General features: G+C 71.1%; 21 protein-coding genes, 3 tRNA genes and 2 pseudogenes. 10 read left to right on the forward strand and 16 right to left on the reverse strand.

Features of this window, described 5'->3' with window-relative positions:
- Positions 1–69 precede the first annotated feature (69 nt).
- Together ACZ4Z5_RS25690 and ACZ4Z5_RS25695 are read left to right on the forward strand one after the other, a co-directional pair.
- On the forward strand, positions 70–1521 hold the full coding sequence (locus ACZ4Z5_RS25690; RefSeq protein WP_468266651.1) for an acyl-CoA synthetase: 1452 nt from the start codon (positions 70–72) through the stop codon (positions 1519–1521).
- Positions 1514–2998 carry a carboxyl transferase domain-containing protein gene (locus ACZ4Z5_RS25695; protein WP_468266653.1) on the forward strand — a complete coding sequence of 495 codons (1485 nt, stop codon included), beginning with the start codon at positions 1514–1516 and terminating at the stop codon, positions 2996–2998. Before ACZ4Z5_RS25690 ends, ACZ4Z5_RS25695 begins: the two co-directional genes overlap by 8 nt.
- Before the next feature lie 338 nt (positions 2999–3336).
- Here the strand turns inward: ACZ4Z5_RS25695 and ACZ4Z5_RS25700 are convergent, their stop codons facing one another.
- The 5 genes and pseudogenes from ACZ4Z5_RS25700 to ACZ4Z5_RS25720 form a co-directional block, all read right to left on the reverse strand.
- Positions 3337–4065: a flavodoxin family protein gene (locus tag ACZ4Z5_RS25700; protein ID WP_468266655.1), complete on the reverse strand. Its 729-nt coding sequence runs from the start codon at positions 4063–4065 to the stop codon at positions 3337–3339.
- A gap of 321 nt (positions 4066–4386) precedes the next feature.
- Positions 4387–5742 (reverse strand): flavin monoamine oxidase family protein, encoded by a 1356-nt coding sequence (locus ACZ4Z5_RS25705; protein WP_468266657.1) that lies wholly within the window; start codon positions 5740–5742, stop codon positions 4387–4389.
- A gap of 259 nt (positions 5743–6001) precedes the next feature.
- On the reverse strand, positions 6002–7225 hold the full coding sequence (locus tag ACZ4Z5_RS25710; RefSeq protein WP_468266658.1) for an MFS transporter: 1224 nt from the start codon (positions 7223–7225) through the stop codon (positions 6002–6004).
- 520 nt (positions 7226–7745) lie between these two features.
- Positions 7746–7850 (reverse strand): annotated as a pseudogene (locus ACZ4Z5_RS25715) (VapC toxin family PIN domain ribonuclease); the annotation flags it as partial.
- Between the two features lie 81 nt (positions 7851–7931).
- Positions 7932–8051 (reverse strand): annotated as a pseudogene (locus ACZ4Z5_RS25720) (helix-turn-helix domain-containing protein); the annotation flags it as partial.
- A gap of 94 nt (positions 8052–8145) precedes the next feature.
- On the opposite strand from ACZ4Z5_RS25720, the gene ACZ4Z5_RS25725 reads away from it, so the two are divergent.
- Both ACZ4Z5_RS25725 and ACZ4Z5_RS25730 read left to right on the forward strand, forming a co-directional pair.
- Positions 8146–8583, forward strand: a complete 438-nt coding sequence (locus ACZ4Z5_RS25725) for a DUF6153 family protein (protein WP_468266660.1) — start codon at positions 8146–8148, stop codon at positions 8581–8583.
- Between the two features lie 86 nt (positions 8584–8669).
- Positions 8670–9332 (forward strand): hypothetical protein, encoded by a 663-nt coding sequence (locus ACZ4Z5_RS25730; protein WP_468266662.1) that lies wholly within the window; start codon positions 8670–8672, stop codon positions 9330–9332.
- Positions 9333–9807: 475 nt separating this feature from the next.
- On the opposite strand, the gene ACZ4Z5_RS25735 is transcribed toward ACZ4Z5_RS25730, so the two are convergent.
- From ACZ4Z5_RS25735 to ACZ4Z5_RS25750, 4 genes are all read right to left on the reverse strand, one after another.
- Positions 9808–10113, reverse strand: coding sequence for a hypothetical protein (locus ACZ4Z5_RS25735; protein ID WP_468266664.1), 306 nt, complete (start codon positions 10111–10113; stop codon positions 9808–9810).
- On the reverse strand, positions 10113–11204 hold the full coding sequence (locus ACZ4Z5_RS25740; protein ID WP_468266666.1) for a cytochrome b N-terminal domain-containing protein: 1092 nt from the start codon (positions 11202–11204) through the stop codon (positions 10113–10115). Before ACZ4Z5_RS25740 ends, ACZ4Z5_RS25735 begins: the two co-directional genes overlap by 1 nt.
- Positions 11201–11818 (reverse strand): hypothetical protein, encoded by a 618-nt coding sequence (locus ACZ4Z5_RS25745; protein ID WP_468266668.1) that lies wholly within the window; start codon positions 11816–11818, stop codon positions 11201–11203. Before ACZ4Z5_RS25745 ends, ACZ4Z5_RS25740 begins: the two co-directional genes overlap by 4 nt.
- A gap of 105 nt (positions 11819–11923) precedes the next feature.
- Positions 11924–12370 carry a sigma factor gene (locus ACZ4Z5_RS25750; RefSeq protein ID WP_468266670.1) on the reverse strand — a complete coding sequence of 149 codons (447 nt, stop codon included), beginning with the start codon at positions 12368–12370 and terminating at the stop codon, positions 11924–11926.
- A gap of 389 nt (positions 12371–12759) precedes the next feature.
- Between ACZ4Z5_RS25750 and fxsT the strand changes: the two genes are divergently transcribed.
- Positions 12760–14898 (forward strand): FxSxx-COOH system tetratricopeptide repeat protein, encoded by a 2139-nt coding sequence (fxsT, locus tag ACZ4Z5_RS25755; protein WP_468266672.1) that lies wholly within the window; start codon positions 12760–12762, stop codon positions 14896–14898.
- Between the two features lie 880 nt (positions 14899–15778).
- Here the strand turns inward: fxsT and ACZ4Z5_RS25760 are convergent.
- From ACZ4Z5_RS25760 to ACZ4Z5_RS25780, 5 genes are all read right to left on the reverse strand, one after another.
- Positions 15779–16117 (reverse strand): helix-turn-helix domain-containing protein, encoded by a 339-nt coding sequence (locus ACZ4Z5_RS25760; RefSeq protein ID WP_468266674.1) that lies wholly within the window; start codon positions 16115–16117, stop codon positions 15779–15781.
- Positions 16117–16488, reverse strand: a complete 372-nt coding sequence (locus ACZ4Z5_RS25765; protein WP_468266676.1) for a type II toxin-antitoxin system RelE/ParE family toxin — start codon at positions 16486–16488, stop codon at positions 16117–16119. Before ACZ4Z5_RS25765 ends, ACZ4Z5_RS25760 begins: the two co-directional genes overlap by 1 nt.
- A 473-nt stretch (positions 16489–16961) precedes the next feature.
- Positions 16962–17035, reverse strand: a tRNA-Ile gene (locus ACZ4Z5_RS25770).
- Positions 17036–17234: 199 nt separating this feature from the next.
- A tRNA-Asn gene (locus ACZ4Z5_RS25775) sits at positions 17235–17307 on the reverse strand.
- A 5-nt stretch (positions 17308–17312) separates the two neighbouring features.
- A tRNA-Asn gene (locus ACZ4Z5_RS25780) sits at positions 17313–17385 on the reverse strand.
- 135 nt (positions 17386–17520) lie between these two features.
- Here ACZ4Z5_RS25780 and ACZ4Z5_RS25785 point away from each other — a divergent pair.
- The 5 genes from ACZ4Z5_RS25785 to ACZ4Z5_RS25805 all read left to right on the forward strand — a co-directional run bounded on the left by ACZ4Z5_RS25785 (position 17521) and on the right by ACZ4Z5_RS25805 (position 23496).
- Positions 17521–17820 carry a YtxH domain-containing protein gene (locus ACZ4Z5_RS25785; RefSeq protein WP_468266678.1) on the forward strand — a complete coding sequence of 100 codons (300 nt, stop codon included), beginning with the start codon at positions 17521–17523 and terminating at the stop codon, positions 17818–17820.
- A 36-nt stretch (positions 17821–17856) separates the two neighbouring features.
- On the forward strand, positions 17857–19290 hold the full coding sequence (locus tag ACZ4Z5_RS25790; protein ID WP_468266680.1) for an FGGY family carbohydrate kinase: 1434 nt from the start codon (positions 17857–17859) through the stop codon (positions 19288–19290).
- A 320-nt stretch (positions 19291–19610) separates the two neighbouring features.
- Complete coding sequence (locus ACZ4Z5_RS25795; protein ID WP_468266682.1) at positions 19611–21344, forward strand: ABC transporter ATP-binding protein; 1734 nt, start codon at positions 19611–19613, stop codon at positions 21342–21344.
- Between the two features lie 20 nt (positions 21345–21364).
- Positions 21365–23278: an ABC transporter ATP-binding protein gene (locus tag ACZ4Z5_RS25800; protein WP_468266803.1), complete on the forward strand. Its 1914-nt coding sequence runs from the start codon at positions 21365–21367 to the stop codon at positions 23276–23278.
- 26 nt (positions 23279–23304) lie between these two features.
- Complete coding sequence (locus tag ACZ4Z5_RS25805) at positions 23305–23496, forward strand: glycine zipper domain-containing protein (RefSeq protein ID WP_468266684.1); 192 nt, start codon at positions 23305–23307, stop codon at positions 23494–23496.
- Between the two features lie 4 nt (positions 23497–23500).
- On the opposite strand, the gene ACZ4Z5_RS25810 is transcribed toward ACZ4Z5_RS25805, so the two are convergent.
- Positions 23501–24865 carry an RNA polymerase sigma factor gene (locus ACZ4Z5_RS25810; RefSeq protein ID WP_468266686.1) on the reverse strand — a complete coding sequence of 455 codons (1365 nt, stop codon included), beginning with the start codon at positions 24863–24865 and terminating at the stop codon, positions 23501–23503.
- A gap of 79 nt (positions 24866–24944) precedes the next feature.
- A complete protein-coding gene (gene dnaG, locus ACZ4Z5_RS25815) occupies positions 24945–26843 on the reverse strand; it encodes a DNA primase (protein ID WP_468266688.1) in 1899 nt (632 codons plus the stop codon).

Genomic DNA, 26843 nt, shown 5'->3' on the forward strand with positions numbered 1-26843 from the left:
CGGAACGTGCCGTTCGCCCACTCCGCGTAGGGTTCGGGACAGTGCCGTCGACACTGAGGGGTGCGAGAGGTGTCCGATCTCTTTCCGGCTCTGCGCGGCCGGTCCGGCGAGGAGGCCGTACGGTTCGGCGACCGTGCGCTGACCTACGCGCAACTGGCCGACGCCGCGGGCGCGCTGACGCCGCGCCTGGCGGGCGCCGGCCGGGTCGCGGTGTGGGCGACGCCCACCCTGGAGACGGCCGTGGCGGTGGTGGCGGCGCTGCTCGCCGGGGTGCCGGTGGTGCCGTTGAACCCGCGGACCGGTGAACGGGAACTGGGCCATATCCTCGCCGACAGCGCACCCTCCCTGGTGCTGACCGCGCCGGGCACGGAGCTGCCGTCGGCTCTGCACGGGACGCCCCGCGCCGACGTCCTCACCGGCGACCCCGCCGCAACGCCGTCCACCGGACCGCTGCCCGACGAACCCCCTGCCGCGGCACCCGCGTTCGTCGTCTACACCTCCGGCACCACCGGCCCGCCCAAGGGCGCGGTGCTGACGCGCCGCGCCGTCGCGGCCAGTCTGGACGCGCTGGCCGACGCCTGGCAGTGGACCGCGGACGACGTGCTCGTCCACGCCCTGCCGCTGTTCCATGTGCACGGGCTGATCCTCGGCGTGCTGGGGCCGCTGCGGCGCGGCGGTGCGGTGCGCCACCTCGGCACGTTCTCGACGGAGGGCGTGGCGAGGGAGCTGGCCGCGGGCGGCACGATGCTGTTCGGCGTACCGACGATGTACCACCGGATCGCCGAGGCGCTCGGCGGCACCCCGGAACTGGTGAAGGCGCTCGCCGGGGCGCGGCTGCTGGTGTCGGGCTCGGCGGCACTCCCCGTGCACGACCACGAACGGATCGCCGCGGCGACCGGCCGCCGGGTCATCGAGCGGTACGGCATGACCGAGACGCTGATGAACACCGCGATCCGCGCCGACGGCGAGGCCCGCCCCGGCACGGTCGGGCCGCCTCTCCCGGGGGTGGACCTCCGCCTGGTCGACGAGGGCGGTACGGAGATCACCGCGTACGACGGGGAGACGGTCGGCGAGATCCAGGTGCGCGGCCCCAACCTCTTCTCGGAATACCTGAACCGGCCGGAGGCGACGGCCGCGGCCTTCGACGGGGACTGGTTCCGCACCGGCGACATGGCGGTCCGCGACCCGGACGGCTACGTCCGCATCGTGGGCCGCAGGGCCACCGACCTCATCAAGTGCGGCGGCTACAAGATCGGCGCGGGCGAGGTGGAGAACGCCCTGGTCGAACACCCGGGAGTGCGCGAGGCCGCCGTCACGGGCGAGCCCGACGCGGATCTCGGGGAGCGGGTCGTCGCGTGGATCGTGCCCGCCGATCCGGCGGACCCGCCGTCCGGGGACGAGCTCGTGCAGCACGTCGTGGCGCGGCTCGCCGCGTACAAACGGCCCCGTGTGGTCCGCTTCCTGGAGCGGCTCCCCCGCAACGACATGGGCAAGGTCATGAAGCGGGCGCTCCATGCCTGACCGCCGCCCGTCCCGCCCCACGGCGCGCGAGACCATAGCCGGCCTCGCCGACGGCTTCACCGAACTCCCGCCCCCGGCACGGGACTGCGCACCGGACGGGCCGATCGGCTGGACCGGGTACGACGGGGCGCACGCCCGCGCCCGGACCAGGACCGGCGAGTCCGAGTCGGTGGTCTGCGGCGAGGCCCTCATCGGCGGCCGCCGCGCCGTGCTGGTCGTCTTCGAGTTCGGCTTCCTCGGCGGCTCGCTCGGCGAACGGACCGGGGACCGGCTGGAGAACGCCTACCGGTACGCCCGTGAGCGCCGCCTCCCGCTCGTCTCCCTCGTCGCCACCGGCGGCAGCCGGATGCAGGAGGGCATGCGGGCCCTGGTCCAGCTCCAGCGGGTGGCCCGCGCGTCCGCACTGCTGCGGGCGGCCGGGCTGCCGCAGATCGCGGTGCTGCGCGATCCGACGACCGGCGGCGGATGGGCGACCCTCGGGGCCGGAGCCGACGTGGTCCTGGCGCTTCCCGGCGCCCAGGTCGGCTTCGCGGGTTCACGGGTACGGCCGGCGGACGCCGACCCGGCCGCCTACTCGGCCGAGGGCCAGCTGGCGACCGGTCACATCGACGCGATCGTCGCCCCGGAGGACCTCCGCGACATGCTGGCGGCATGGCTCCTGCTGCTCACCTCCGGGTCCACCGACCCGGCGCCCCCTCCGGCGGCACTCCGGCCGACCGCCGTCCCCGGCGACGGGGGCGGGGACGGCGACGGCGACGCCACTTGGGGATCCGACGGGGACGCCCGGACCAGCGGGCAGGACGTCAGCGGAGTGGCCGCGCAGGGCCTGGACGCCCGTCCCGAACCGGCACCGCCGGTGCCCGGCAGCGGCTGGGACGCCGTGCGGCGGGCGCGGGCGGCCGGGCGTCCGCGGGCCGGGGCGTATCTGGACGCGTACTTCGAGACCCGGCTGCCCGTCTCCGGCGACCGCTGCGGCGGCACCGACCCCGGCCTGCTGTGCGGGTTCGGTCTGCGGAACGGCAGGAGCATCGCCTACGCCGCGCAGTGCGGCACCGCGACGCTGCCCGCCGGGTACCGCACCGCCGCGCGACTGATCCGGCTGGCCGGACGGCTCGGCATCCCCGTGCTCACCCTCGTCGACACGCCGGGCGCCTCGAACGACGCCGAGGCCGAGCGTTCGGGTGCGGGCGCGGCGATCGCCGACACGTTCGCGGCCGTCGCCGACTCCCCCGTGCCGGTGACCACCCTGCTGATCGGCGAGGGCGGTTCGGGCGGCGCCCTTGCCCTGGCCTCCCCCGGCAGCACCTGGGTCACCCCGGACGGCTACTTCTCGGTGATCGCGCCAGAGCTCGCCGCGGCGATCCTCAAACGCCCGCCGGAAGAGGCCCCGGCCACCGCCGAACAGCTCCGGCTGCGGCCCCGGGACCTCGTGGACCTGGGGATCGCCCGGGGGATGGTGCCGTACGCGGAATCCTGAAGTCTCCTGCCCCGCTCCCGGGCCGTGGGCGGGACCGGAACACCCACCGGACCTTGCGGATATCCCGTCGGGCATCCCGTCCGTGCCCGTGCCGGTACCTGTGCCGGTCACCCATGGTCATCCCCTGGCCGATCCAGGAGATGGTGCTGCCGACCCAGAGCCGCCGGTAGTCGCGTGAGGTACGCAGCGGCGTCGGATCGGCGAGGATGCGGCGGCGGGCGAACGGGGCCGGGGCGGGTTCCTCCGGTACGACGTGCGCCTTACTTTTATCGGCCTGGGCAGTCGATCGGGCGGTGCCGGGGCCCGGCAGCTTCCCCGGCCCTCACAGGGCAATGCACCTAGCGGTGCTCGGGGTTGGGGAAGTCGAAGCGGCACCCGGCGTCCCACTCGGAGCGCTGGTTGCCGTGGGCGGGGATTCCGCCGTTGCGCTTCAGCAGCGCCGCGACGTGCATCAGGTTCCAGGTCATGAAGGCCGTGTTGCGGTTGGTGAAGTCGTTCTCCGGCCCGCCGGACCCCGGGTCCAGATAGGACGGTCCCGGCCCGGCCTCCCCGATCCATCCGGCGTCGGCCTGCGGCGGGATGGTGTACCCGAGATGCTGCATGCTGTAGAGCACGTTCATCGCGCAGTGCTTGACGCCGTCCTCGTTGCCGGTGATCAGACATCCGCCGACCCGCCCGTAATAGGCGTACTGCCCACGGTCGTTGAGGATCGACGAGCACGCGTACAGCCGCTCGATCACCTTCTTCGTCACGGAGCTGTTGTCCCCAAGCCAGATCGGCCCGGCCAGCACCAGGATGTCGGCGGCCATCACCTTCTCGTACAGCGCGGGCCAGGCGTCCGACTTCCACCCGTGCTCGGTCATGTCGGGCCACACCCCGGGCGCGATGTCGTGATCGACCGCCCGCACCACCTCGGTCCGCACCCCACAGGAGTCCATCACCGCTCGGCTCCGGTCGATCAGACCTTGGGTGTTGCTCACCTCGGGCGAGCGTTTGAGCGTGCAGTTGACGTAGAGGGCACCGAGGTCGCCGAAGCGCGGGCCGTCGTTCGCGGACGCATCAGTCACGCTCGGGAGCGTAGCCCCGGCCCGCCCCACGACCGGGGAGGACGCCACGGCCATCCGGGTACGGGTGGGCACACCGGAACACGTCGCATACCGTACCCGGGACGGCCATGAGCACCGGAACCGATGGTGCCGGCGCCTCTCGGCAGCGCGCTGCTGGCGCTCGCCGTGGGAATGCCCGGTGGGCGCGGCGTCATCGCCCGCGCGCGCGAGTGGAGGCCGACTGCGGACCGAGCCCTGCGCAGTCGGCCTGGACCCGGAAGGAACCGACCACCGTAGAGGACGGCCGCGGAGGCGGTCCGGTGGCCGAGGGCACGGCCGTCGTCAGATCGCGGCCAGGACCTCTGCGGCGGCCCGCTCCCCCGAGCGCACCGCGCCTTCCATCAGGCCGTGCATGCGTGTCGCGGTTTCCGTATTCGCCCAGTGGATGCGGCCGACCGGCTCGCGCAGGGCGGAGCCGTAGGTCGTCAGGGTGCCGGGCGGGAAGTGGCCGATCATTCCGCCGAGGGACCAGGGCTCGTCCGACCAGTCGGTCTCCAGGTATCCGGCGGGGTACAGGGCCTCGCGGCCGAAGCGCTCGGCGAGGGCCCGCAGCCAGATGTCCTGCCGCTCCTTGGGGTGCAGGCTGTTCAGCCGTACGGCCACGGGGCCGAAGGCGTAGCTGCTCAGCACCCCCGGATTCCCGTTCCGCGGCGTCTGGTCGATGGTGACCGGTACGGCGGAGGTGGGTGCGAGCGTCTGGCCCGTCAGGTTCCGGGCGCGCCAGAACGGCTCCCGGTACACCGTGTGGACACGGATGATCGTCCCGGGCACCACGCGTTGCAGCAGATGGCTGTTCGCCGTGGGCAGCAGCGGGTCGAAGCGGATCCGTCCGGCCAGGGCGGGCGGGGTCGCCACGATCACCCGGCGCGCCCTCACGGTGAACTCGTCGGTGCCGACGTCCACATGGGTGGCGTTCCAGGTGATGTGCCGGACCGGGCTGGAAAGGTGCACCGCCTCGCCGAGCCGCTGCGCCATCCTGCGGGCCAGTTCGGGTGACCCGCCGTCCACGAGGTGCGTTTCGGTCCTGCGGGAGTCGGTGTAGTAGTCGAATCCGCCGCCGCCCCGGGCGAGGACGAGTGCACCCAGCAGGGAGACCTCCGCCGGGTCCGCGCAGAAGAGCAGGTTCATCGCCGACCTGATGATGGTGTACGCCGTTCCCGACGGCACGTTGCAGGGGTCGGCAAGCCACTGTCCGAGCGTGCGCGAGTCCAGCCGGTGTGCGTTCCGGGCCTGCCAGGGGGCGTCCAGGGGAAGCCGGCGTGCCATCAGTTTCAACCGCATGAACGCCAGGCCCAGCGAGGCGAGCACCGCCGGTCCGGCCTGGGGGATGCCGCCCCTGTAGCGATGGTTGACGCCGTCCAGGCGCAGCAGGCTGTCCCCCTCCTCGTACTGCGGGTACACCGTGAGGCCCAGGTCCCGGCAGAGCCGGAACATACGGTCCTGGCCCTTGCCCAGCCAGGTGCCGCCCACGGAGACCACGGTGCCGTCGGGCATTTCCCGGTTCCAGACCCGCCCGCCCACCCGGTCCCGCGCCTCCAGCACCACGACCTCACGCCCGGCCCCGGCCAGCTTCCTCGCCGCGGCCAGCCCCGCGAACCCGGCACCGACCACACACACGTCCGCCCTGACCTGCTTCATGACGCACCTCCGAGGTGCAGCCTCACCCGCGGACGCCGGCACCGCCCGGCGGGTGATCCACACGGCGGACAGCGGTCCGTTCGGCGGGTGACGTCCTGCCGGCCGGAGCCGGCGGGGCCATTCGCCGACCGTGACCGTGTCGATGAGAGAGATCTCCCCCGGAGAGACGGCCTGCCTGCCCCTGAGGTGACTACCCGGAAGGAGGTGACGCCGGCGTCGGAGTGCAGCCGACGCACGAAGCCGGACGTGGATTTGCGGGCTACGCCGACCGGGAGGCTTGCCGGGCCCGGCGCCGCACCGTCGTGGCGGTGAACGCCGCGGTGATACCCCCCGTGGCCGCCAGCAGCACGAATCCCCATGCGTAGTCGTCTGTGACGCCGTAGATGGCGCCCATGACCAGAGGGGGGAAGAAGCCGCCCAGTCCTCCGGCAGCGCCCACGACACCGGTGACCGAGCCGACCTGTTCCGGGGGCACGACACGGGCGACGAGTGCGAACAGGGCGCCCGATCCCGCGCCCAGGGCGGCGGCCATGCCGAGGAAGGCGAGCGTGCCGAGCGGGATCAGCGGCAGCTCGAAGGAGGCGAGGAGGGCGAGTGCCGTCAGGACCAGGTACGCGGCGATGAGCACGGGCACCGGGTGCAGCCGGTCGGAGAGCCATCCGCCGACCGGGCGCATGGCGACGGCGAGGACGGAGAAGCCTGCAGTGCGCAGGGCGGCGTCGGACCGTCCGAGGCCGTAGGCGGTGGTGAGATAGGTGGGCAGGTAGACGCTGAAGGCGACGAAGCCACCGAAGGCCACCGCGTAGAGAAGGGCCAGCTGCCAGGTGGCGGGCATCCGCAGCGTCGCCGCTGTGCGTGCGAGCAGGGAGCCTGCCGGGACGGCGCGTTCCGGCTTGTCGCGCAGGAGCACGTGGGCCGCGATGGCGTATACGACCAGGAGGCCGGCCACCAGGTCGAAGGGGAACGCATAGCCGACGGCGTCACCCAGTTGCACGGTGGTGAAGGAGGCGAGAGCGGTTCCGCCCGTGCCGACACCGAAGATTCCCAGCGCCAGTCCGCGCCACTCGGGCGGGTACCAAGCGTTCACGAACGGCACGCCGACGGCGAAGGCCGTGCCACCCAGACCGAGGAAGAAGCCGGCCACGAGCACCTCGGGCAGGGAGTCGGCCAGGTGGCCGAGGTACAGCACGGGCAGAGCGGTGAGGGCGGCGACGAGGGGGAACATCCGGCGCGCACCGACGCGGTCGGTGAGGGCGCCCACAGGGATCCGGCCGACCGAGCCGACGATCACCGGTACGGCCACCGCGAGGGACTGCTGAAAGGAGGTCAGGTCGAGGTCCTCCCGCAGGGTCGGGCCGAGCGGTGCCAGGAGGGCCCACGCCCAGAAGCAGAGCATGAATCCGGCTGTTGCCAGGACGAGCATCCGCGTGGACTGCCCGGATGCCGCCTGCTCACCCGACCGTGGCGTTGACGTGCGGCTCATGGGCCCTCCTCCTTGTCCCGGAGACGGGTTGCCCCGCTCCTCGACCCGCCCACGATGCTGGTGCGCACTCGCCCGGCCATCCGCGCGACACGCCCGCCGCCACGGGTTGATGCTGCCGAGCGGGCCAAGGTCCGCGAGGCCGGACAGGTCGAGAACCGGAGCATGGGCTCCTGGCGGCGACACCTCGTCACGGCTGAGGTGGACTGTGGAGGGAACAACCGCAGCCACTTCACATGGCCGAATTCGTGACGAAATGCACCACGTGGGCAAGTTGGACGTTCAGGTGTCCCATGGCCCGCACGCAGGCAAGAGGTGATGATCGAGGCGGACGGCGGCACCCCTCGCGTACCTGCCGGAAGTGACGAGCACGCCTGGGGGCGTGCGACCGCGTGGTGCCGGCAACACGTCGCCGCCGCGCCGACCACCCGACAGCCACGGTGTTCAACGGGGCGCGCCGGCGGGCGAGTGCCGTCGCAGCCCCGGTAGGGCGGCCGGAAGGTTGCCGGACACAGGGGTCAGGTCACGCCCGTGCGTCCCGTTGCTCGACTTCTTTGAGAACTGCCGCCACGGCGGCGAAGTCGTTGTCCACGTGGAGCACGGTGTGACCGTGGTGGACCGCCGTCGCGCCGAATCGGCGATGACCACGGCCACTGACACAGATCCGAAAGGGCTGCAGGGAATCCGCCCGGTCGCCGGCGTGGAAGGGCGGTCACGGCCTGCCCGTCACGCTCGGCCACCCGCCGCGTGGGCACCGCGGGCTGACGCCGAGCCGGTGCATCAGCCGGGTGGCGCCGGAGCCGCTGCAGGAGACGTGGAGCTTACCGCCGCATCCACACCTTATGTGATCTTCCTCTCATCGCGGGGGTGGGGACGCCTCCTGTTGGCAATTTCGCCACCAAGCCCGCCTATGGTCGTGACGCGTGATCTCAGGCAAGGTCCGTCGCGGCCACCACACGGGAGCGTTGCTGCTGGCAACGGTCTTCGCGGTGGTGCTTGCCGTATTCGGGATGCACGCCCTGACCTCACATCATCAAGATCACAGCGGGCACGCCGCCGCGGTGCCGCTCATCGACGCAGGGGGCAAGGCTCAGCCCGCTCACTCTGACGTCACCCCCGGGAACGCCACCAAAGCACCGGACAGCCCGGATGGCGAATCCCCCTGCGACCACGGCGGAGCCGGAGAGATCTGCCTGGCGCTGCTGTGCATCGTCGCCGCCCTGCTCGCGTCCGCCCTCAGGCTCGGGGGCTCCAGCCGCGTCCTCTTCGTGCTCCGCCGACGGGCAGCACCCACGCACCGCTGGACCAGCCTCACCGGCGACCCACCGTGCCTACACCGACTTTCGATCCTGCGCTGCTGAGAGCTGCGCCAGCGTGACGCCGCACCACTGGTGTCGGCGCGCTTCTGCCTGCTCTCGCCCACCAGGATCTGAAAGGCCCCACCCGCATGACCACCGTTCTCGAGCCCGAGCGCCACCGGACTCCCGCCTCGAAACATCGCCGCCCCACCTTCGACAAGAAGTCACTCCCGGCTCGCTACAGCGGCCAGATGCTCTACTTCATGGGCGCCGCCCTCATCGCCGGCGCCGTCGTCCACTACCCGATCGATCCGTCGCTGTACACGATCATCTGCGTCGTCGGCGCCTTCGTGTTCCTCCTCGGCACCATCGTCAACGAGTTCGTGCTGGCCGACGAGCGTCCGGCGCTGAGCCAGGCAATCTCGCTGGTCGCCTTCTCCCTGCTGCTGTCCTTCGGTGTCGGCCTGGTCGGCGGCGGCATCCAGCACTTCGAGCAGTTCCCCGAGCGCAGCGCCTGGATGACCCCCATCGGCCTGCTCATGTCGTTCGTCGCGTTCGTCGCCAAGGACTCCAAGGGCCGCTGGCGGCACCTCGTCAGCCCGTTCGCGGCCGTCGTCGTCGTCATCTCGGCCCTCGCCTGGCTGGGCATGACCGCCCTCGCCGACACCATCGACTCCGATGGCCACAGCCACGACCACGGCTCCACGACCGGGACCCCCGCCAAGCCGGACCAGGCTCCCGTCGAGCAGGACCGTCCGGCCAAGGCACCTGCCGGGCCGGCAGAGGATGGCCATACATCCCATAGCCACTGACCCCGGTCCGGCAGCTCGTAGCCGTTCTCGCGGGCCCACGCGTCGACCACGCTGGGCTTGTAGTGGGCCCCATGGGCGTCACAGGCACCGCGCAGCCCCCGTCCGGGCCCCGTTCGACGTAGGTCGGACGGGGCCCGCGGACCTGTTGTCGGCACGCTCAAGGTCTTGACGACTCATGGCGCTTGCGCTTGCCGTCGCCCCGGGATGCGGCGTGCTCTTGCGGGCGCGCAGCTCGGCGAGGCGTTCCTCCAGCCGGTCCTCCTCGCCGGTGGTCTTCCCCGGCTCACCACGGCGAGTGCGGCCCTTGGCCAAGCTGTGGATCATCTGAGGGCACCGGCCGACGGCAATCCTCTCTTGGTGCCCACGGGGATGGCGCTGCCCGACGGTCCAGCCGGATGGCCCCGGGTGCGCCGGGCGCTCGCGGCCTATCCGGCGGTCGGTGGGGACCGTGTGGGGTACGCCGGCCGCGGACGGCCTACTGCCTGCACCCAGTCCCCTGACATGCGACGGACAGCCGAGCGTGAGGGCCGGTGGCCGAGCGTCGCCGGGCCCCGCGGCCGGGCAACAGCCGGAGCTGAGACGGACCGGTGAGCGCGGCCAGGATTCGGGCCGCCTGGACGACCGACGCGGCCACCATCAAGGAACTGACCAGGACGAGGACTCCGGTGGCGGGCCCTGGAGCCGAGCGCAGCGCGTGGTACAGCATTCCCGTGGCGAGGACCGCTGTCGCGGTGAGCGCCCAGAACCAGCGCCGTGCGCGCTTGACGTCGATGACGGTCATCAGTGCCCCTTCGGGCTGGTAACCCACACCTGGACCGTGATCGCGACAAGCGCGAGCAGCAGCACGCCGGCAGCCGCGAGGGCGAGCTTGCGCTCGCGCCATCGCCGCCTCGGGCTCCGGTCAAGGAACGGCACCAGAAAGATCAGCCCGAACACGCCCGCGATGACATACGCGATCGACGCGACCCCGAACCACTCCTCCATCGGGAAGAACCACCAGAACATCCACAGCGGGCGAGTGACCTCGATCCCCTCGACCGGGGTCGGGCCGACCACGGGCGGCACCAGCACGCCGAGAACGGCCAGCACCCCCAGCAGCACCAGGCCGAACGCAGCCACCCGCTTCAGGTGCGCGGTGAACGGCTCGGGCGTCTCCACCTCGGGCACCGGGATCTCCGGATGTGGTGAGATCTGGTGCCGCTTGACCAGCAGCGCGTGCCATACGAACAGCAGCAGGACCAGGCCGGGGATGATCACCACGTGGGCGCTGTAGAGCCGCAGCAGGATGGGCACCCGGGCGGTCAGCTCGGGGGTGAACCAGATCCCGGCGCCGCCGAGGAGTTCGGCCACGTCCAGGTTGTGGATGAGCGCCTCGTACCCCTCCTGGTCCCACTTCAGTACGGTGCCGGTGAACACGGCGAGGAAGGTGAGCAGGAACATCGCCGCGCCCAAGACCCAGTTGCCCTCGCGCGGCTTCTTGTACGAGGCGTGGAAGAACACCCGCAGCAGGTGCAACAGGGCCAAGACGAACATCGCCTGCGCCGCCCAGTAGTGCAGGGCGCGGGCGAAGCCGCCGAGCCAGACGTCGGCTACCAGGTCGCGCACCGACTGGTTGGCGTCCTCCGGGATGGGTGTGTAGAACTGCGTGACGTAGATCCCGGTGACCAGGAGGATCACGAACGCCACCGCGGTGATGCCGCCCAGGCTCCACGCCAGGTTGTTCGCGTGCTCCGGCACCGGATAGGTCAGGGCCTTGATGCCCATCCGTTCATCGATCGCATCGATCGCGCGGTGGAGCCGCCCGCGGTCATCTGGTCCGGCGCTCTTGCCGGCGCTCTTGTCGGCGCTCGGTGACGTCTGGTCGGGGGTCATTGCCTCTTGCCCTGCTGCTGGGCAGCTCGGCGCTCGAGCTCACGGATCCTGTGCGGGGGACGCAGCCGCACCGACAGCCACAGCCCGACCGCGATCGCGGCCAGGGACAGGGCGAGCAGGACCGCGTCCCCGGTGCCGGCGATGCCACGCGCGGGCCGGAACTCCTCGAGGACCACACTCGTCCCGGTCTCGGTCCCGGTCGCGAACCGCCCGCTCGCCGGGGCGGAGGGCAGCTTTCCGCCGAGCGCGTCCAGCAGCAGCACGCGCGCCCTCTGAAGGGCGGTCTCCTCCGGCCCCGGACCCTCGACGACTTCGAGGGCCTGACGGACGAGACCGAGGTCGACGCCCTCCTTGTCCGGTGCCTCCAGGGCGTCTTCGATACGCTCGGCCACCTGCTCCTCGCCGGCGTCGTTGGCGATCAGGGCGATGGCCTGCTCGACGAGCACCGGTGCTTCCCGGCTCTCTTCCTCATCCGCCCGGGCCTGCCCAGGGACCACCGCGGCGAGGACTAGGAGGAGCGCCGTGACAGCCAGCACCGCGCTACTCCGGAGGTCGAGGCGGCCGTACACCGTCGACTCCGTGCCTCTTCTCCGGGCGGGTGGGTCCTCACCCATGAGTGACTCCCTTCCGCGGCTGCCTGACCAGCGCCACCGTCTCCCTAGAGACTGGCGGGTACCAGGAGGGATCCCGCTCCGTGACCCGCCGAGACGCTGAGAGCATCACTCCTCCGCGCACCGGCGCGGTGGGGCACCGGCCCGGTCCGGCGACAGCCGCGCTCGCGGACGGTAGTTGATGGTGCAGTACGACCGCGCGTCGCCGTTCGGGCCGCAGCTTGCGCAGCGCGTCGACGAGGGCGACGTGGTCGGGACCGAGTCCTGGCAGGTCCGGGGGCGGTCCGTGCCGGAAGTGGGCAAGGTGCGGTTACGGGAGTCGCGCCAGGAGCTGACGGCCAGCCGCATCGCCACGGTGCGCCCCCAGGGCGTCGGATCGTCGCTGTCCGCAGTGAGCCGTTCCCAGCGTTGCCAGGCCCTGGCGTACGCCTCCTGGACCGCGTCCTCCGCCTCGGCCGCGTCACCGGTCACGGCATGGACCGCTGCAATGAGCCGCTTCGCGTTGGCGGCGCAAAAACGGTCGAACTCCTCCCGGCGGGGGTGCTGTCCGTCCATGATCAACCGCCCTCGGACTCCCGCCCGACCTTGCGGTCTGGGGCTACGGCCTCAGCGGCGTACCCGGATAGCCCAGGGTCTGTCGTCAAGTGTCACGCCTACATCCAGGAGATCGGCGAGGTTACGGCGGCTTCGTGGAGACTGGGTGATCTCGTCGTAGCGGGTGGCGTTGCCTCGCCTCTGCTTCAAGCGGTTTGAAGCACCGTTCAAGCCGCTTCCACCCCCGCGACGACTCGGGCAGCAGCGCCTGACGAACTCCCACTCGGCATCCGGCAGTTCATGGCGGCGTATGCCTGCACCATGACCCACCAAACGAGATCATTTGAAAACACCGCCTGCTCCAGGGTCGACCTGTGCCACGCTGTGATCCGGGACGAACGGGGGCAGGCATGGCGGAGGACGCGGCCGACGGCACGGAGCGGGAAGTCACCAGGAACGACCTGTCGGGGACCGCCTTCGGGCCGGTTGTCCAAGCCCGCACGGTCGAGGGCGGCGTACACACGCACATCCACGAGTCGGGCCTGCCGCTGGCATCGGACGTCCACGCGTTCACGCCGGTGGCGAACCCACCACGGCCTCCGTCCGGTCGGCTGTGGGGCCGCGGCGACGATCTGGACGAAGTCGTCCGGCTGCTCGAGGCGCCCCCGGACGACGGCTTCGGCGTGGCGCTCGTCGGCATGCCCGGTGTGGGCAAGACCGAACTCGCCCTACACGCCGCCCGCACGCTGCGAGAGCAGTATCCGATCACCTGGTGGGTCAGTGCGCAGGACGGCGTGGCCGTGACCCGGGGCCTCGCAGCCCTGGCCCATCATCTGCTGCCCGGACACCGGCACTGGCGCACACCGGCGGATGCGGCCGCCTGGGCCATGGACTGGCTGCACCACCACGACGGCTGGCTGCTCGTCCTCGACAGTGTCGAGACGCCGAGTGACGTGGCCGTCGTGCTGGCCCGGATCGATCGCGGGCCGGTGGTCGTGACCACTCGGTGGCACGTGGACTGGACGGAGTGCAGGCTGGCCGCAACGACCGTCGAGCCCCTGCCCGCCCCCGTCGGCGCAGCGTGGCTCTCCGGGCACACGGGCCTGGACGCCGACGACGGCGCCCACAGGCTGGCGGCGGACCTGGGAGGGCTCCCGCTCGCTCTCCAGCAGGCCTCGGCCTACCTGCGCGCACAGGGGCTGTCCTACGAAAGCTATCAGCGGCTGCTCGACGCCGAGCCTGGCGAACTCCTCGACTCACCAGCATGGACGGACGTGTACCGCCGCAACACGGCGCGAAGCCTTCGCCTGAGTGTCGACGCCGTCGCTGCGCTACGGCCGAGCGCCGTCCGCCTCCTCAAGACGGCCTGCTGCTACGCGCCGGAGACCATCCCGCTTGGCTTGCTGACGTCCGAACCTCAGACGTCGATACGCCAACGCTCCGACATCGAACTCCTGCGCTCCTATTCGTTGATCACGGCGGACTGCGGAAGCGTGAGCATCCACCAACTCCTGCGAAGGCTGCTCCGGTCGGGCATGACGGTGGACGGCGGGGAAGCGGCCATGGCCTGCGAGCTGCTCAGGTCCGCCCTCCCCGAGGACCCGTTCTCGACGGTCGCCGACTGGCCGCACTGGCTCCGCCTGATCTCGCACACCGAGGCCCTGGACGCCTTCGTCGACTCGATCGGTGGTGTGCCGGAGCAAGCGGTCGCTGACCTCGCGGGAGCACTGCACGGAGTGGGGACGTTCATGCTGGCCCAGGGGTGGACCGGCCAGGCGCGTGGGTCTCTGGCGCGGGCCGCCGAGCGGCGGACAACGGCACTGGGAGAGAGGCACGCCGACACCCTCGCCTCCCGCCATCGTCTCGGAGAGGCGTTCCGCGCTCTCGGCAGCCTCGAGGAGGCGCTCGACGTCCACTCCGCCACGCTGGACGCCCGATTGAGGCTGCACGGCGCGGAGCACCGGCTCACCCTGCAGACACGGGAGGCGCTGGCCATCACCTACAAGGCCATGGGGCGAACCGACGAAGCCATCGTCCAGCACGAGGCCATCCTGCGTGATCGTGCCACGGTCCTCGGCGACGATCACACCGACGTGCTGTGGTCGATGCACAACCTTGCACTCACCTACAAGCAGGCGGGCCGGCTCGACGAGGCGCTGGATCTGCACCAGCAGGTCCTCGAACGCCGCACGGCCGTGCTGGGGCCGGACCACCCGGACACCTTGAGGTGCCTGCACAACATCGCCAACACCCACCACGATGCGCGGCGCTACGAGGAAGCCATCGCCGCCCAGGAGCAGAGCGTCGCGGACCGCATACGTGTCCTGGGGCCGGAGCACCGTGACACTCTCCGGTCCCAGTCCAATCTGGCCGACTCGTATCTCGCCGCGGGCCGGGTGTCCGAAGCCGTTGCGCTGCACGAGCGCACGCTCGCCCAGCGGGAGCGGGCGCTCGGACCGGAGGAGCCGGACACCCGCCGGTCGCGTGAGCGACTCGAAGCCGTGCGGGAACAGCAGCGCCCTGCTCCGGGTCCCGACGGCTCCCCTTGAACGGTGCGGGCCCGGCCCACCTTCGCGGTCCCCGGACGGTGACCGCTGCTGGCGCGCCGGCCGGCGTGCGCCCACCCCGCGCGGAGGTCGCCTCAGTGCCGCTCAGTCAACGCGCCGCAGGAGTTCCGCCCTCAGGGGCGGCCGGCGGCGGAGGCTGCGTGCTGAAGGAGAGCCCGGAGAAGTTCCGGCCCTGAAACACAGGCCCGTACTGGTTGCCCCCGCTGATGCTGTTGCGCACGTCGCCGCCTTCCCTGAGGATCAGCCTCGCCCCCTCGTGCCACTGCCGCAGGCTGGCGTCGAAGTCGGGGTCCAGCGAGCTGCGAGCGGCCAGGGCGGCGCTGAGTCCTTGTGCGCGCGCCTGGTCGTCATCACGAGTTCAATTTCAGTAGCCGACCACCGGGGCGTCCTACGCAACCCGGAATGCCTCACGGCCCTCCGCGAGATCTGCGATGTCTTCGTAGAGGCAGGATGGCCTCAGGCACACCAACTCGTCTTCGGCCTCGAGCAAATCTTTCGATGAGCAACTGCGGCTGCCTGCATCCACGGATGCAGGACGGGCTGTCACAATCCGCTCGCCCCCTACCTCGGCATCCCTCAGGGGCCCCTGCACGACCTTGGCGCCGCCGTCGCCGCCGTCGCCGCGGCACGACTCTCGGACCGGCTCGGTGGCCAGCGTCCCGCCCTCGTGCTCTACTGCCGGTACGCTGAGACAGGCTGGCATCTTCCCAGCGCGAGCGTGGCGGCCATCGTGGAAACGAACGCAGCGCGGTGAACAGCACTGGGCAGCGGCCAGCCAGATCACGAGGCCGACCACTGGGCGAGACGACGCGTTGCCAGCCACGGTCGGCACCAAGCGGCACGACCCGACTGGTGGGTGCGGTCAGCCGAGGACGTAGGTTTCGTCACCGAAGTCAGCGACGATCTTCAGTTTGCCGCCGAGAGCCTTGACGTACGCAGCGAGCGTATCGACCTCGCTCCGTTCCAACTGTCCCTTCTCGATACGGGAGACCCGAGCCTGACTGACGCCCATTGCCTTCGCCACCTGCACCTGCGTGGTGTGCTGCCGCTTACGCAACTCCGCGAGACGGTGCGCCCGAGAAGCGGTGATCATCGCCTGGGCTCCCTGCGCGATCTGCTCATTCTCGGCGTCGGTGAAGGCGAAATCTTCGGCCAGATCATCCCAGGAGACGGCCTGCGGGTCCCTCAGATGGTCGGTCATCACCCGTCCTCTCCATCGATTCGCTTCAGGTGTTCCGCGTACGCCTGTTCCGCCTGGGGCACGGCAACGCGATACCAGCCGGACCAGTTCCCTGCCTTGTCACCACCGACCAGGATCACGGCCTGACGATCAGGATCGAACACAAACAGCAACCGCACTTCAGTGGCCCCGGCGGACCCGGGGCGCAGTTCCTTGAGGTTGGGCAGGACGGAACCCTTGATCGTGTCCACCAGCGGCCGACCGAGTGCCGGCCCCTCTTCTGCGAGAGCAGTGATGGCTTGGCTGACCTGGACGAGCGTCTCACGGTCGGTGCGACGCAATGCGTGAAGCCACGAGAGTGCCGGTTCGACCACGACGATCTTCCAAGTCACGCCCGCCCTCTGAACCTGCGATTTATTACATCAGCAGCATACACCGGCAGCGTTATATTCGCACGACTGTTAAGCGTTACGCAGTCCGCAAGCGGGGTGCTGGCGACGGCCACGCGGTGCCGCGGTGGCCCGACATGATCGCCGGCCGAGGGTCGGCCGTAGATGGATGGCGAAGTGCGCGTCGACCCCGGGCGAGTGCCCGCGAGAGCGGGAAGCTGTCCGCTCCGGCGGCAAGCCGCTCCCCGGCCGACCCCGCCGGCTGCACGCCCGACGGTCGCATCACGGTGGCACCGGCCCGGCAGCGAGCCCTGAGAGGTTGGCCAGCCAAACCAGCATTTCGGACGCGGCGCGGGTCCCTGAACGGGTCCCTGGATCTTGGTCTGAGGGAGTGAACGGGGGTCGCCACCCACGAGTGGTGACCCTCGTTCTCACGTTTGTGCAGGTAGAAACGATCCTGCGGCACCGCTCTGCGGTGGGGCGGGTGGGACTCGAACCCACGGCCGACGGATTATGAGTCCGCTGCTCTAACCGGCTGAGCTACCGCCCCTCACGGCGCGTCGCGCACATTTGTGCGCGCCGTCTGCCGCAGCATAGCCGCTCATACGATCTCCTGCTCCGGCATGGTCGGCTTCGCACGACCATGAGGACAGCGCTGCGGGCTGCGCGGTTCCGCCGGAGGGGGAATCAGCCCCGGACGAGGGCTGCCCGGGATATGAAAAAGGACCCCGGAGGGTCCTCTTCCGCTGCTCCCCCGACTGGACTCGAACCAGTAACCTGCCGGTTAACAGCCGGCTGCTCTGCCAATTGAGCTACAGGGGACCGAGCTCCCCCGACTGGACTCGAACCAGTAACCTGCCGGTTAACAGCCGGCTGCTCTGCCAATTGAGCTACAGGGGAATGCCTCGTTGCACCGAACGTACCTACCTGGGACTTCTCCGGGCGGCGCTCGCTCGCTGCGACACATACATTAGCGCAAGCTGGGGGGTGCTCCGCCAATCGGTTCGCCCCGGGCACCAGGGAAGGGTGACTGCCATGCACCGCGTCACGTTCATCGCCGGTCTCGCTGTCGGATACGTGCTCGGTACCCGAGCCGGCCGGGAGCGTTACGAGGCGCTGAAGAAGTCGGCCCGGCAGCTCGCACAGAACCCCGCCGTGCGGAACGCCGCCGAGTCGGCCGCCCAGAGCGGACGGCAGGTCGCGGGGAAGGCCTTCGCCTCCGTGAGCGACAGGGTCGGCGACCGGATGCCGGAGAGCGTGGCCGACCGGGTCCGGTCGCTGCGGGAACGCAGCCGCGGCGGCTTCGAGGACGACTGGGGGACCAGTAACACCTGAACCGGAGCATCTGCCCCCGTACGGCAGAATCGTGGCATGGGGATAGTCGCCGGGTTGGACAGCTCTTCCGCCCATACACGAATCGTCGTCTGCGACACGGACACCGGTGCCGTGCTGCGGCAGGGCTACGCCGCGCATCCCGTCGGGCCCAAGGCCACGGACGTCGATCCCCAGGCATGGCTGCTGTCCCTGGGCGAGGCCGCGACCGGCGGGCTGCTGGAGGGCGTTCAGGCGATCGGGGTGTCCGCGCAGCAGCACGGACTCGTCGCCCTCGACCGGCAGGGCGCCCCGGTGCGCCTCGCGATGGTCGGCAACGACAAGCGGGCGCAGGTGGCCGCCGCCGACCTGATCGACGGGTTCGGCGGCCGGCAGGCCTGGGCCGAGGCCGTGGGCGCGGTCCCCCAGGCCTCCCATCCCGTGGCGAAGCTCCGCTGGCTGGCGCGTTCCGAGCCCGAGGCGGCCCAGCGGGTCGCCGTGGTGATGCAGCCGCACGAGTGGCTGGTGTGGCAGCTGCTGGGCAGGCCGGTCCGGCGCACCACCGACCGCGGCGCGGCCTCCGGCACCGGCTACTGGTCGGCCGCCACCGGCGCGTACCGGCCGGACCTGGTGGAACTGGCGCTGGGGCACCAGGCGGCGCTGCCCGAGGTGCTGGCCCCGGCCGAGGCGGCCGGGACCACCCCCGAGGGGCTGCTGATCTCCGCCGGCACCGGCGAGACGATGGCCGCGGCCCTGGGGCTCGGGGTCGGGCCCGGGGATGCCGTGGTGTCGCTGGGGGCATCCGGTTCCGTGATGGCGGTGCACCACGAAGCGCTGGCCGACCCGAGCGGCACGATCACCTCCTTCGCCGACGCGACCGGGATGCATATGCCGGTCGTGTACACGCTCAACGCGGTACGGGCGCTGCGCGGCACCGCCGAGATGCTCGGAACGGACCTCGACGGGCTGTCCGCGCTCGCCCTGAAGTCCACCCCGGGCTCCTCCGGCCTGGTGCTGCTCCCCTATCTAGAGGGGGAGCGCACCCCGCAGCTGCCGCACGCCGCGGGCACTCTGGCCGGGCTGCGGCGCGAGTCGATGAAGCCCGAGCACCTGGCCCGCGCGGCCGTCGAGGGGATGCTCTGCTCGCTCGCGGACGCGATGGACGTGCTGCGCGGCCGCGGCGTGGAGGTCCGCCGGGTGTTCCTGCTGGGACAGGCAGCGGAGCTGCCCGCCGTACAGGCCATCGCCCCGGCGCTGCTCGGCGCGCAGGTCGTCGTGCCGCAGCCGGCCGACTACACCGCCCTTGGCGCCGCCCGCCAGGCGGCGTGGGCCCTCGGCGTGACGCAGGGCACGCTGGCCCCGCACACCCCGCCCGCCTGGCAGGGAGCGGCGGCCCAGGTCTTCGAACCGGGCGACGAACTGGCCGTCGGCCAGGCCGTGCGGCAGCAGTACGTGGCGACGCGCGAGCAGATCCACCCAGGTGCCTTCGCCTGACGGGCGGGACCCGGCGGGAGCCGTGCGACGCCCGGCGTATCCCGGCAGCGTCCGGCGGGACCCGGCAGGAGCCGGCACCCCGCGGCGGGACCCGGCACCCGGCGGACGGTCCGGCCGCCGGTTCGGACGTACGGCGGGGCCCGCGCCTCCGCCCGGAGGTACCCGCCGCGAACGCCTCCGGCCAGGACGGACGCCCCGGCTCCGTACTTCTTGACCCCTCCTTGGCTTAATCACCTGGGGCTCGCGGGGCGGATTGCCGGAAGATGGGGGGAACGCCGCCCGATCTTGCCGACTCGCCCTCGACCCCCCGAGAGACGCCCGTGCTCATCAGACTCCTGCGGACCCATCTCGGTCCGTACAAGAAACCGATAGGGCTGCTGGTGCTGCTCCAGCTGCTGCAGACCAGCGCCACGCTCTATCTGCCCACGCTGAACGCCGACATCATCGACGAGGGTGTCGTCAAGGGCGACACGGGTTACATCCTGCGCTTCGGCGGGATCATGATCGCCGTCAGCGTCTTCCAGGTGATCTGCAACATGGGAGCCGTGTACTTCGGTGCCCGGACCGCCGCGGCGCTGGGCCGGGACGTGCGGGCCGCCGTGTTCGACCGGGTGCAGTCGTTCTCGGCGCGCGAGATGGCTCAGTTCGGGGCGCCCTCGCTGATCACCCGTACGACCAATGACGTCCAGCAGGTGCAGATGCTGGTGCTCATGGCGTTCACCCTGATGGTGTCCGCGCCGATCATGTGCGTCGGCGGCATCGTCATGGCGCTCGGTCTGGACGTTCCGCTGTCGGCGGTGCTGCTGGCGGTGGTGCCCGTGCTCGGCATCTCGATCGCGCTGATCGTCCGGCGGATGCGGCCGCTGTTCCGGGCCATGCAGGAACGGCTGGACACGGTGAACCGGGTGCTGCGCGAGCAGATCACCGGCAACCGGGTGATCCGGGCCTTCGTGAAGGACGAGTACGAGCAGCAGCGCTTCCGCCGGGCCAACACCGCGATGACGGACGTGTCGCTGGCGACCGGACGGCTGATGGCGCTCATGTTCCCGACCGTGATGACGGTGGTGAACCTGTCGAGCGTCGCGGTGGTCTGGTACGGGGCGCACCGCATCGACAGCGGGGCGATGGAGATCGGTCAGCTGACGGCGTTCCTCGCGTACCTGATGCAGATCGTGGTGGCCGTGATGATGGCCACCTTCATGTTCATGATGGTGCCGCGTGCCGAGGTCTGCGCCGAGCGGATCGAGGAGGTGCTGGGCACCCGGACGAGCGTGGTGCCGCCGGCCGAGCCGGTGCGGGAGCTGGACCGGCACGGCCATCTGGAGCTCCGGAACGCGGAGTTCCGGTATCCGGGGGCCGAGGAGCCGGTCCTGCGGGCCGTGGACCTGGTGGCCCGGCCGGGCGAGACCACGGCGGTCATCGGGTCGACGGGCAGCGGCAAGTCGACGCTCCTGGGGCTCGTACCGCGGCTGTCCGACGTGACGGACGGCGAGGTGCGGGTGGGCGGCATCGACGTGCGCGAGCTGGATCCGGGCCTGCTGTCCCGCACCGTGGGGCTCGTGCCCCAGAAGCCGTACCTGTTCTCGGGCACGGTGGCGACGAACCTGCGGTACGGGAATCCGGACGCCACCGACGAGGACCTGTGGCGGGCGCTGGAGGTGGCTCAGGCGCGGGACTTCGTGGAGGCGCTGGAGGGCGGTCTGAACGCCCCGATCGCCCAGGGCGGCACGAACGTGTCGGGCGGCCAGCGGCAGCGGCTGGCGATCGCACGGGTGCTGGTGGCCCGGCCGCAGATCTACCTCTTCGACGACTCGTTCTCGGCGCTGGACTACGCCACCGACGCGGCACTGCGTGCGGCACTGGCCGAGGAAACCTCGGACGCCACCGTGGTGATCGTGGCGCAGCGGGTGTCGACCATCCGGGAGGCCGACCGGATCGTGGTGCTGGACGAGGGCCGGGTGGTCGGCGCGGGGCGGCACCACGAACTGATGGCGGGCAACGAGACCTACCGGGAGATCGTGCTCTCCCAGCTGACGGAGGCTGAGGCTGCATGAGCGGGGGACCCGGGGCACGTATGACGGGCGGCCCGCCCGTCGAGAAGTCGCTGCACTTCAGGTCGTCGTTCAGGCGGCTGGTGCGGCATCTGGCACCGGAACGGCTGACGCTGGCGATGATGCTCGTGGCGACGCTGGGCAGCGTGGCGCTGTCCGTGGTCGGCCCGAAGATCCTCGGTACGGCCACGGACCTGGTGTTCGCCGGGATCGTGGGGCGGTCCATGACCGCGGGACCGACCAAGGAGCAGGCGCTGGAGAGCCTGCGGGCGAAGGGTGACGACGGGATCGCCGACATGCTGTCGGGCACCGACTTCACGCCGGGCCAGGGCATCGACTTCACCGCGGTCGGCAGCGTCCTGCTGACCGCGCTGGTGGTGTTCGCGCTGTCGGGCCTGCTGCTGCTGGTGGCGACCCGGCTGTCGAACCGGGCGATCAACCGCACCATGTTCCGGCTGCGCGAGGAGGTGCAGACGAAGCTGTCGCGGCTCCCGCTGGCGTACTTCGACCGGGCGAAGCGCGGCGAGGTGCTGAGCCGGGCCACGAACGACATCGACAACATCTCGCAGAACATGCAGCAGACGATGGGGCAGCTGACGAACTCGCTGCTGTCGATCCTCGGCGTGCTGGTGATGATGTTCTGGATCTCGCCGCTGCTGGCGCTGGTCGCGCTGACGACGCTGCCGCTGTCGGTGTACGTGGCGACGCACGTGGGGAAGCGGTCCCAGCCGCACTTCGTGCAGCAGTGGAAGTCCACGGGCTCGCTGAACGCGCACATCGAGGAGATGTACACCGGTCACGCGCTGGTGAAGGTCTTCGGCCGGCAGGACGAGTCGGCCCGGGAGTTCGCGGAGCACAACGGGCAGCTCTACGAGGCGGGCTTCCGCGCCCAGTACAACAGCGGCGTGATGCAGCCGCTGATGCTGTTCGTGTCGAACCTGAACTACGTACTGGTGGCGGTCGTCGGCGGACTACGGGTGGCGTCCGGCTCGCTCTCGATCGGTGACGTACAGGCGTTCATCCAGTACTCCCGGCAGTTCTCGATGCCGCTCACGCAGGTGGCGTCGATGGCGAACCTGGTGCAGTCGGGCGTGGCGTCGGCCGAGCGGATCTTCGAGCTGCTGGACGCGGACGAGCAGGAGCCGGACTCCCCGGTCTCGTCCTCCGCGGAGAGCCCGGAAGAAGTGATCGGGGCGGTGGCGCTGGACAAGGTGTCGTTCCGCTACGAGCCGGACAAACCGCTCATCGAGGACCTGTCGCTGAAGGTGGAGCCGGGCCAGACGGTGGCGATCGTCGGCCCGACGGGCGCCGGCAAGACCACGCTGGTCAATCTGCTGATGCGGTTCTACGAGGTGACGGGCGGCCGGATCACACTGGACGGGGCGGACATCGCTGCGATGCCGCGGGACGACCTGCGGGCCTCCATCGGCATGGTGCTCCAGGACACCTGGCTGTTCGGCGGCACGATCGCCGAGAACATCGCGTACGGGGCGCGGCGCCCGGTGACCCGGGAGGAGATCGAGGAGGCGGCCAGGGCGGCGCACGCGGACCGGTTCGTCCGTACCCTGCCGGACGGCTACGACACCGTGATCGACGACGACGGCACGGGGGTGAGCACCGGCGAGAAGCAGCTGATCACGATCGCCCGGGCGTTCCTGTCGGACCCGGTGATCCTGGTCCTGGACGAGGCCACGAGCTCGGTCGACACCCGTACGGAGGTGCTGATCCAGAAGGCGATGGCACGGCTGGCGCACGGCCGCACGTCCTTCGTGATCGCGCACCGGCTCTCCACGATCCGGGACGCGGACGTGATCTTGGTGATGGAGAATGGTGCCATCGTCGAACAGGGCGCCCACGACGAACTGCTGGCGGCCGGGGGCGCGTACGCGCGTCTGTACGCGGCGCAGTTCGCCCAGGCGGTGGCCGAGGTCGACTGACCGCATCACACGGGGAGGACCGGAGCATGAAGGACAGCGGGGGCAAGGCGGCGTCCGGCGGGGCCACGGGCTCGGGCATGGCGTTGGGGATGTCGCTGGGTGTCGCCTTCGGCGTGCTCACCGACAACGTGGGACTGGGCATCGCGCTGGGGATGTCCCTGGGCACCACCGTCGGCCTGGGCATCGACGCGTTCCGCGGGAAGCGGGTCGACTCCTGAGGCCTCAGTCCAGGTAGCCGCGGAGCTGGTCGGCGAAGGCGTGGTCCCGCAGCTTGCCGAGGGTCTTGGACTCGATCTGGCGGATGCGTTCGCGCGTCACGCCGAAGATCCGTCCTATCTCCTCCAGGGTGCGGGGCCGGCCGTCGACCAGGCCGTAGCGGAGCTGGACGACCTTGCGCTCCCGCTCGCCGAGGGTGGAGAGCACGGCCTCCAGGTGCTCGCGGAGCAGCAGGAAGGCGGCCGATTCGACGGGGGACGCGGCGTCGCCGTCCTCGATGAGGTCGCCGAGGGCGACGTCGTCCTCCTCCCCCACGGGCGCGTGCAGGGACACCGGTTCCTGGGCGAGGCGCAGCACCTCGCCGACGCGCTCGGGCAGCAGGTCGAGCTGGAGGGCGACTTCCTCGGCGGTCGGTTCGTAGCCGCGTTCCTGGAGCAGCCGGCGCTGGACGCGGATGACGCGGTTGATGAGTTCGACGACGTGGACGGGCACCCGGATGGTGCGGGCCTGGTCGGCGAGGGCACGGGACATGGCCTGGCGGATCCACCAGGTGGCGTACGTGGAGAACTTGTAGCCGCGTGCGTAGTCGAACTTCTCGACCGCGCGGATCAGGCCGAGGTTGCCCTCCTGGACGAGGTCCAGCATGGTCAGGCCGCGGCCGATGTACCGCTTGGCGACCGAGACGACCAGGCGCAGATTGGCCTCGATGAGCCGGCGTTTGGCCATCCGGCCCATCACGACCAGCTTGTCGAGGTCGACGGCGAGCTGGGAGTCGAGGTCGGGGGTGCTGCCCAGTTTCTCCTCGGCGAAGAGCCCGGCCTCGACGCGGCGGGCGAGCTCGACCTCTTCGGCGGCGCTGAGCAGCGGTATGCGGCCGATCTCGCGCAGGTACTGCCGGAAGAGGTCCGAGGACGGTGCTGCAGCGTCCGCCCGTTCGCGGGCTGCGGCCCGCTCCGGCACGTCGGGGAGGTCCGTGGGGTCCGCCGGATCCGCCGCGTCCGGCAGGCCCGGGCCATCGGGGAGGCCCGTCGGGTCTGCCGCGTCCGGCAGGCCCGGGCCGTCGGGGAGGCCCGTCGGGTCTGCCGCGTCCGGCAGGCCCGGGCCGTCGGGTAGGCCCCGGCTGTCGGCCGGGTCGGGCGCGCCGGGCATGTCGTCGGCATCGGGCATGTCGTCGGGCACCGCATCCCCCACGGCGTCGGGGACGGCTTCGGGGTGGTGCTCGGCCCGGCTCTGTGCCGGTACGGCCGGAAGGATCTCGGTCTCGCTCAGGGTCCGGGTCTGCACGGGGGCGACCTCCAGGGGGATCGCTGCCGTCCGGGGGACGTGCGGCAGCGGACTCAGCACCGCCCACCAGTGTGGAGTACGACACATCACCGCCAGTAGGGGCGTGCGGTGACTTTTTGCGTCCGGGAGGTGACCGGGCGGTTACCCGCCGCGGGGGCGGGCGGGTTCAGAGGGCGTCTGCGCCGCGGTTGCGCAAGGACTGCGCGTACTGCTGGAGGATCCAGAGCTCGTTCTGCACGGCGGCAAGCTGCTCGGGGTCCGCATGCGGGCCCAGGCGGGTGAGGGTGCCCTGGACGTCGCGGATACGGCGGTCCACCGCCCGCAGCCGGACGTGGACGAGCTGCGTCCCGGCGTACACCTCGTCGACGGTCCTGGAGTGCACGGCCTCCACGGCCAGTTCGGTGACCATGGCCCGGACGGTGTCGTCGGGTGCGGCGTCCCGCACCCGTGCGACGTAGTCGGGCGTGCCCTGCGCGGCGCCGCCCGCGTCCTCGATCGCCTGGCGCACGGCGGCGTAGGGCGGCGCGGTGAACTCGTCGACTCCATAGGCGTCGAAGGCCGGTGAGACCAGTGCCGGGTGCTGGAGGGCGAGTTTCAGCAGCTCCCGCTCGGTGCGGTGGGCGGGGCTGCGCAGGTTGAGGGCGGGGCCGGAGGGTGCGCTCGGGGCCCGGACAGAGTCGTACGGGGCTCCGTTCCGTGCGGAGGCGGGCGGCGCGGGGCGGCGATCGCCGCGCTCCCGGGCCCAGCGGGCGAGCTGCGCGACCCTTTTGACGACGAACTGGGTGTCCAGGATCCCGAGCATTCCGGCGAGCTGGACGGCCGATTCGTGCTGGATGGCGATGTTCTTGATGTTCGCCACGATGGGCGCGGCCTCGTCGAGGGCGGCGGCCCGGCCGGCCGGGGTGTCGAGGTTGTGCCGCTGCACCACCTGGCGGAGGGCGAACTCGAAGAGCGGGGTGCGGGAGCCCACAAGCTTCCGGACCGCTTCGTCGCCGTCGGCAAGACGCAGCTCGCAGGGGTCCATACCGCCGGGGGTGATCGCGATGGACGTCTCCGCCGCGAATTTCTGGTCGTCCTCGAAGGCGCGCAGCGCGGCCTTCTGACCGGCGGCGTCGCCGTCGAAGGTGAAGATCACCTCGGCGGTGGCGTTGTCCATCAGCAGACGCCGGAGGATCTTGATGTGGTCGCCGCCGAAGGCGGTGCCGCAGGTGGCGATCGCGGTGGTGACCCCGGCGAGGTGGCAGGCCATCACATCGGTGTAGCCCTCGACGACGACGGCGGTGCTGGTCCGGGCGATGTCCTTCTTGGCGAGGTCGATGCCGTAGAGGACGTGCGACTTCTTGTAGATCGCCGTCTCGGGGGTGTTGAGGTACTTCGGGCCGTTGTCGTCGTCGCGGAGCTTGCGCGCGCCGAAGCCGACGACCTCGCCGGTGATGTCCCGGATGGGCCACATGAGCCGGCCGCGGAACCGGTCGATGGGCCCGCGGCGGCCTTCCTGGGAGAGCCCGGAGAGGACCAGTTCCTTGTCGCTGAAGCCCTTGCCCCGCAGATGGCGCGTGAGGTGGTCCCAGCCGGCCGGGCTGTAGCCCACCCCGAAGTGCTCGGCGGCGGCCTGCTCGAAGCCGCGCTCGGCGAGGAACCTGCGGCCGATCTCGGCCTCGGGGCTGCCGAGCTGCTCGGCGTACCACTGCGCGGCGATCTTGTGGGCCTCGACCAGGCGGATGCGTTCGCCGCGCTGGTGGGCGGGGTTGTAGCCGCCCTCCTCGTAGCGCAGGGTGATGCCGGCCTGGGCGGCGAGCCGCTCGACCGCCTCGGAGAAGGTGAGGTGGTCGACCTTCATCACGAAGGTGATGGTGTCGCCGCCTTCCTGGCAGCCGAAGCAGTGGAAGAGTCCCTTGCTGGGGCTGACCTGGAAGGAGGGCGACTTCTCGTCGTGGAAGGGGCACAGCCCCTTGAGGTTCCCGCCGCCGGCGTTGCGCAGCTGCAGATAGTCGGAGACCACGGCGTCGATCGGGACCGCGTCCCGGACCGCCTTCACGTCGTCGTCGTTGATCCTGCCTGCCAC

This window comes from Streptomyces sp. NPDC030222 (genome assembly GCF_055573115.1).

Bases quoted from the DNA above. Each gene is read 5' to 3' on its own strand.
- ACZ4Z5_RS25695 (WP_468266653.1), top strand. From the start codon at position 1,514: ATGCCTGACCGCCGCCCGTCCCGCCCCACGGCGCGCGAGACCATAGCC.
- ACZ4Z5_RS25705 (WP_468266657.1), bottom strand. From the start codon at position 5,742: ATGAAGCAGGTCAGGGCGGACGTGTGTGTGGTCGGTGCCGGGTTCGCG.
- ACZ4Z5_RS25710 (WP_468266658.1), bottom strand. From the start codon at position 7,225: ATGAGCCGCACGTCAACGCCACGGTCGGGTGAGCAGGCGGCATCCGGG.
- ACZ4Z5_RS25730 (WP_468266662.1), top strand. From the start codon at position 8,670: ATGACCACCGTTCTCGAGCCCGAGCGCCACCGGACTCCCGCCTCGAAA.
- ACZ4Z5_RS25735 (WP_468266664.1), bottom strand. From the start codon at position 10,113: ATGACCGTCATCGACGTCAAGCGCGCACGGCGCTGGTTCTGGGCGCTC.
- ACZ4Z5_RS25740 (WP_468266666.1), bottom strand. From the start codon at position 11,204: ATGACCCCCGACCAGACGTCACCGAGCGCCGACAAGAGCGCCGGCAAG.
- ACZ4Z5_RS25745 (WP_468266668.1), bottom strand. From the start codon at position 11,818: ATGGGTGAGGACCCACCCGCCCGGAGAAGAGGCACGGAGTCGACGGTG.
- ACZ4Z5_RS25750 (WP_468266670.1), bottom strand. From the start codon at position 12,370: ATGGACGGACAGCACCCCCGCCGGGAGGAGTTCGACCGTTTTTGCGCC.
- fxsT (WP_468266672.1), top strand. From the start codon at position 12,760: ATGGCGGAGGACGCGGCCGACGGCACGGAGCGGGAAGTCACCAGGAAC.
- ACZ4Z5_RS25760 (WP_468266674.1), bottom strand. From the start codon at position 16,117: ATGACCGACCATCTGAGGGACCCGCAGGCCGTCTCCTGGGATGATCTG.
- ACZ4Z5_RS25785 (WP_468266678.1), top strand. From the start codon at position 17,521: ATGCACCGCGTCACGTTCATCGCCGGTCTCGCTGTCGGATACGTGCTC.
- ACZ4Z5_RS25790 (WP_468266680.1), top strand. From the start codon at position 17,857: ATGGGGATAGTCGCCGGGTTGGACAGCTCTTCCGCCCATACACGAATC.
- ACZ4Z5_RS25800 (WP_468266803.1), top strand. From the start codon at position 21,365: ATGACGGGCGGCCCGCCCGTCGAGAAGTCGCTGCACTTCAGGTCGTCG.
- ACZ4Z5_RS25805 (WP_468266684.1), top strand. From the start codon at position 23,305: ATGAAGGACAGCGGGGGCAAGGCGGCGTCCGGCGGGGCCACGGGCTCG.
- ACZ4Z5_RS25810 (WP_468266686.1), bottom strand. From the start codon at position 24,865: ATGTGTCGTACTCCACACTGGTGGGCGGTGCTGAGTCCGCTGCCGCAC.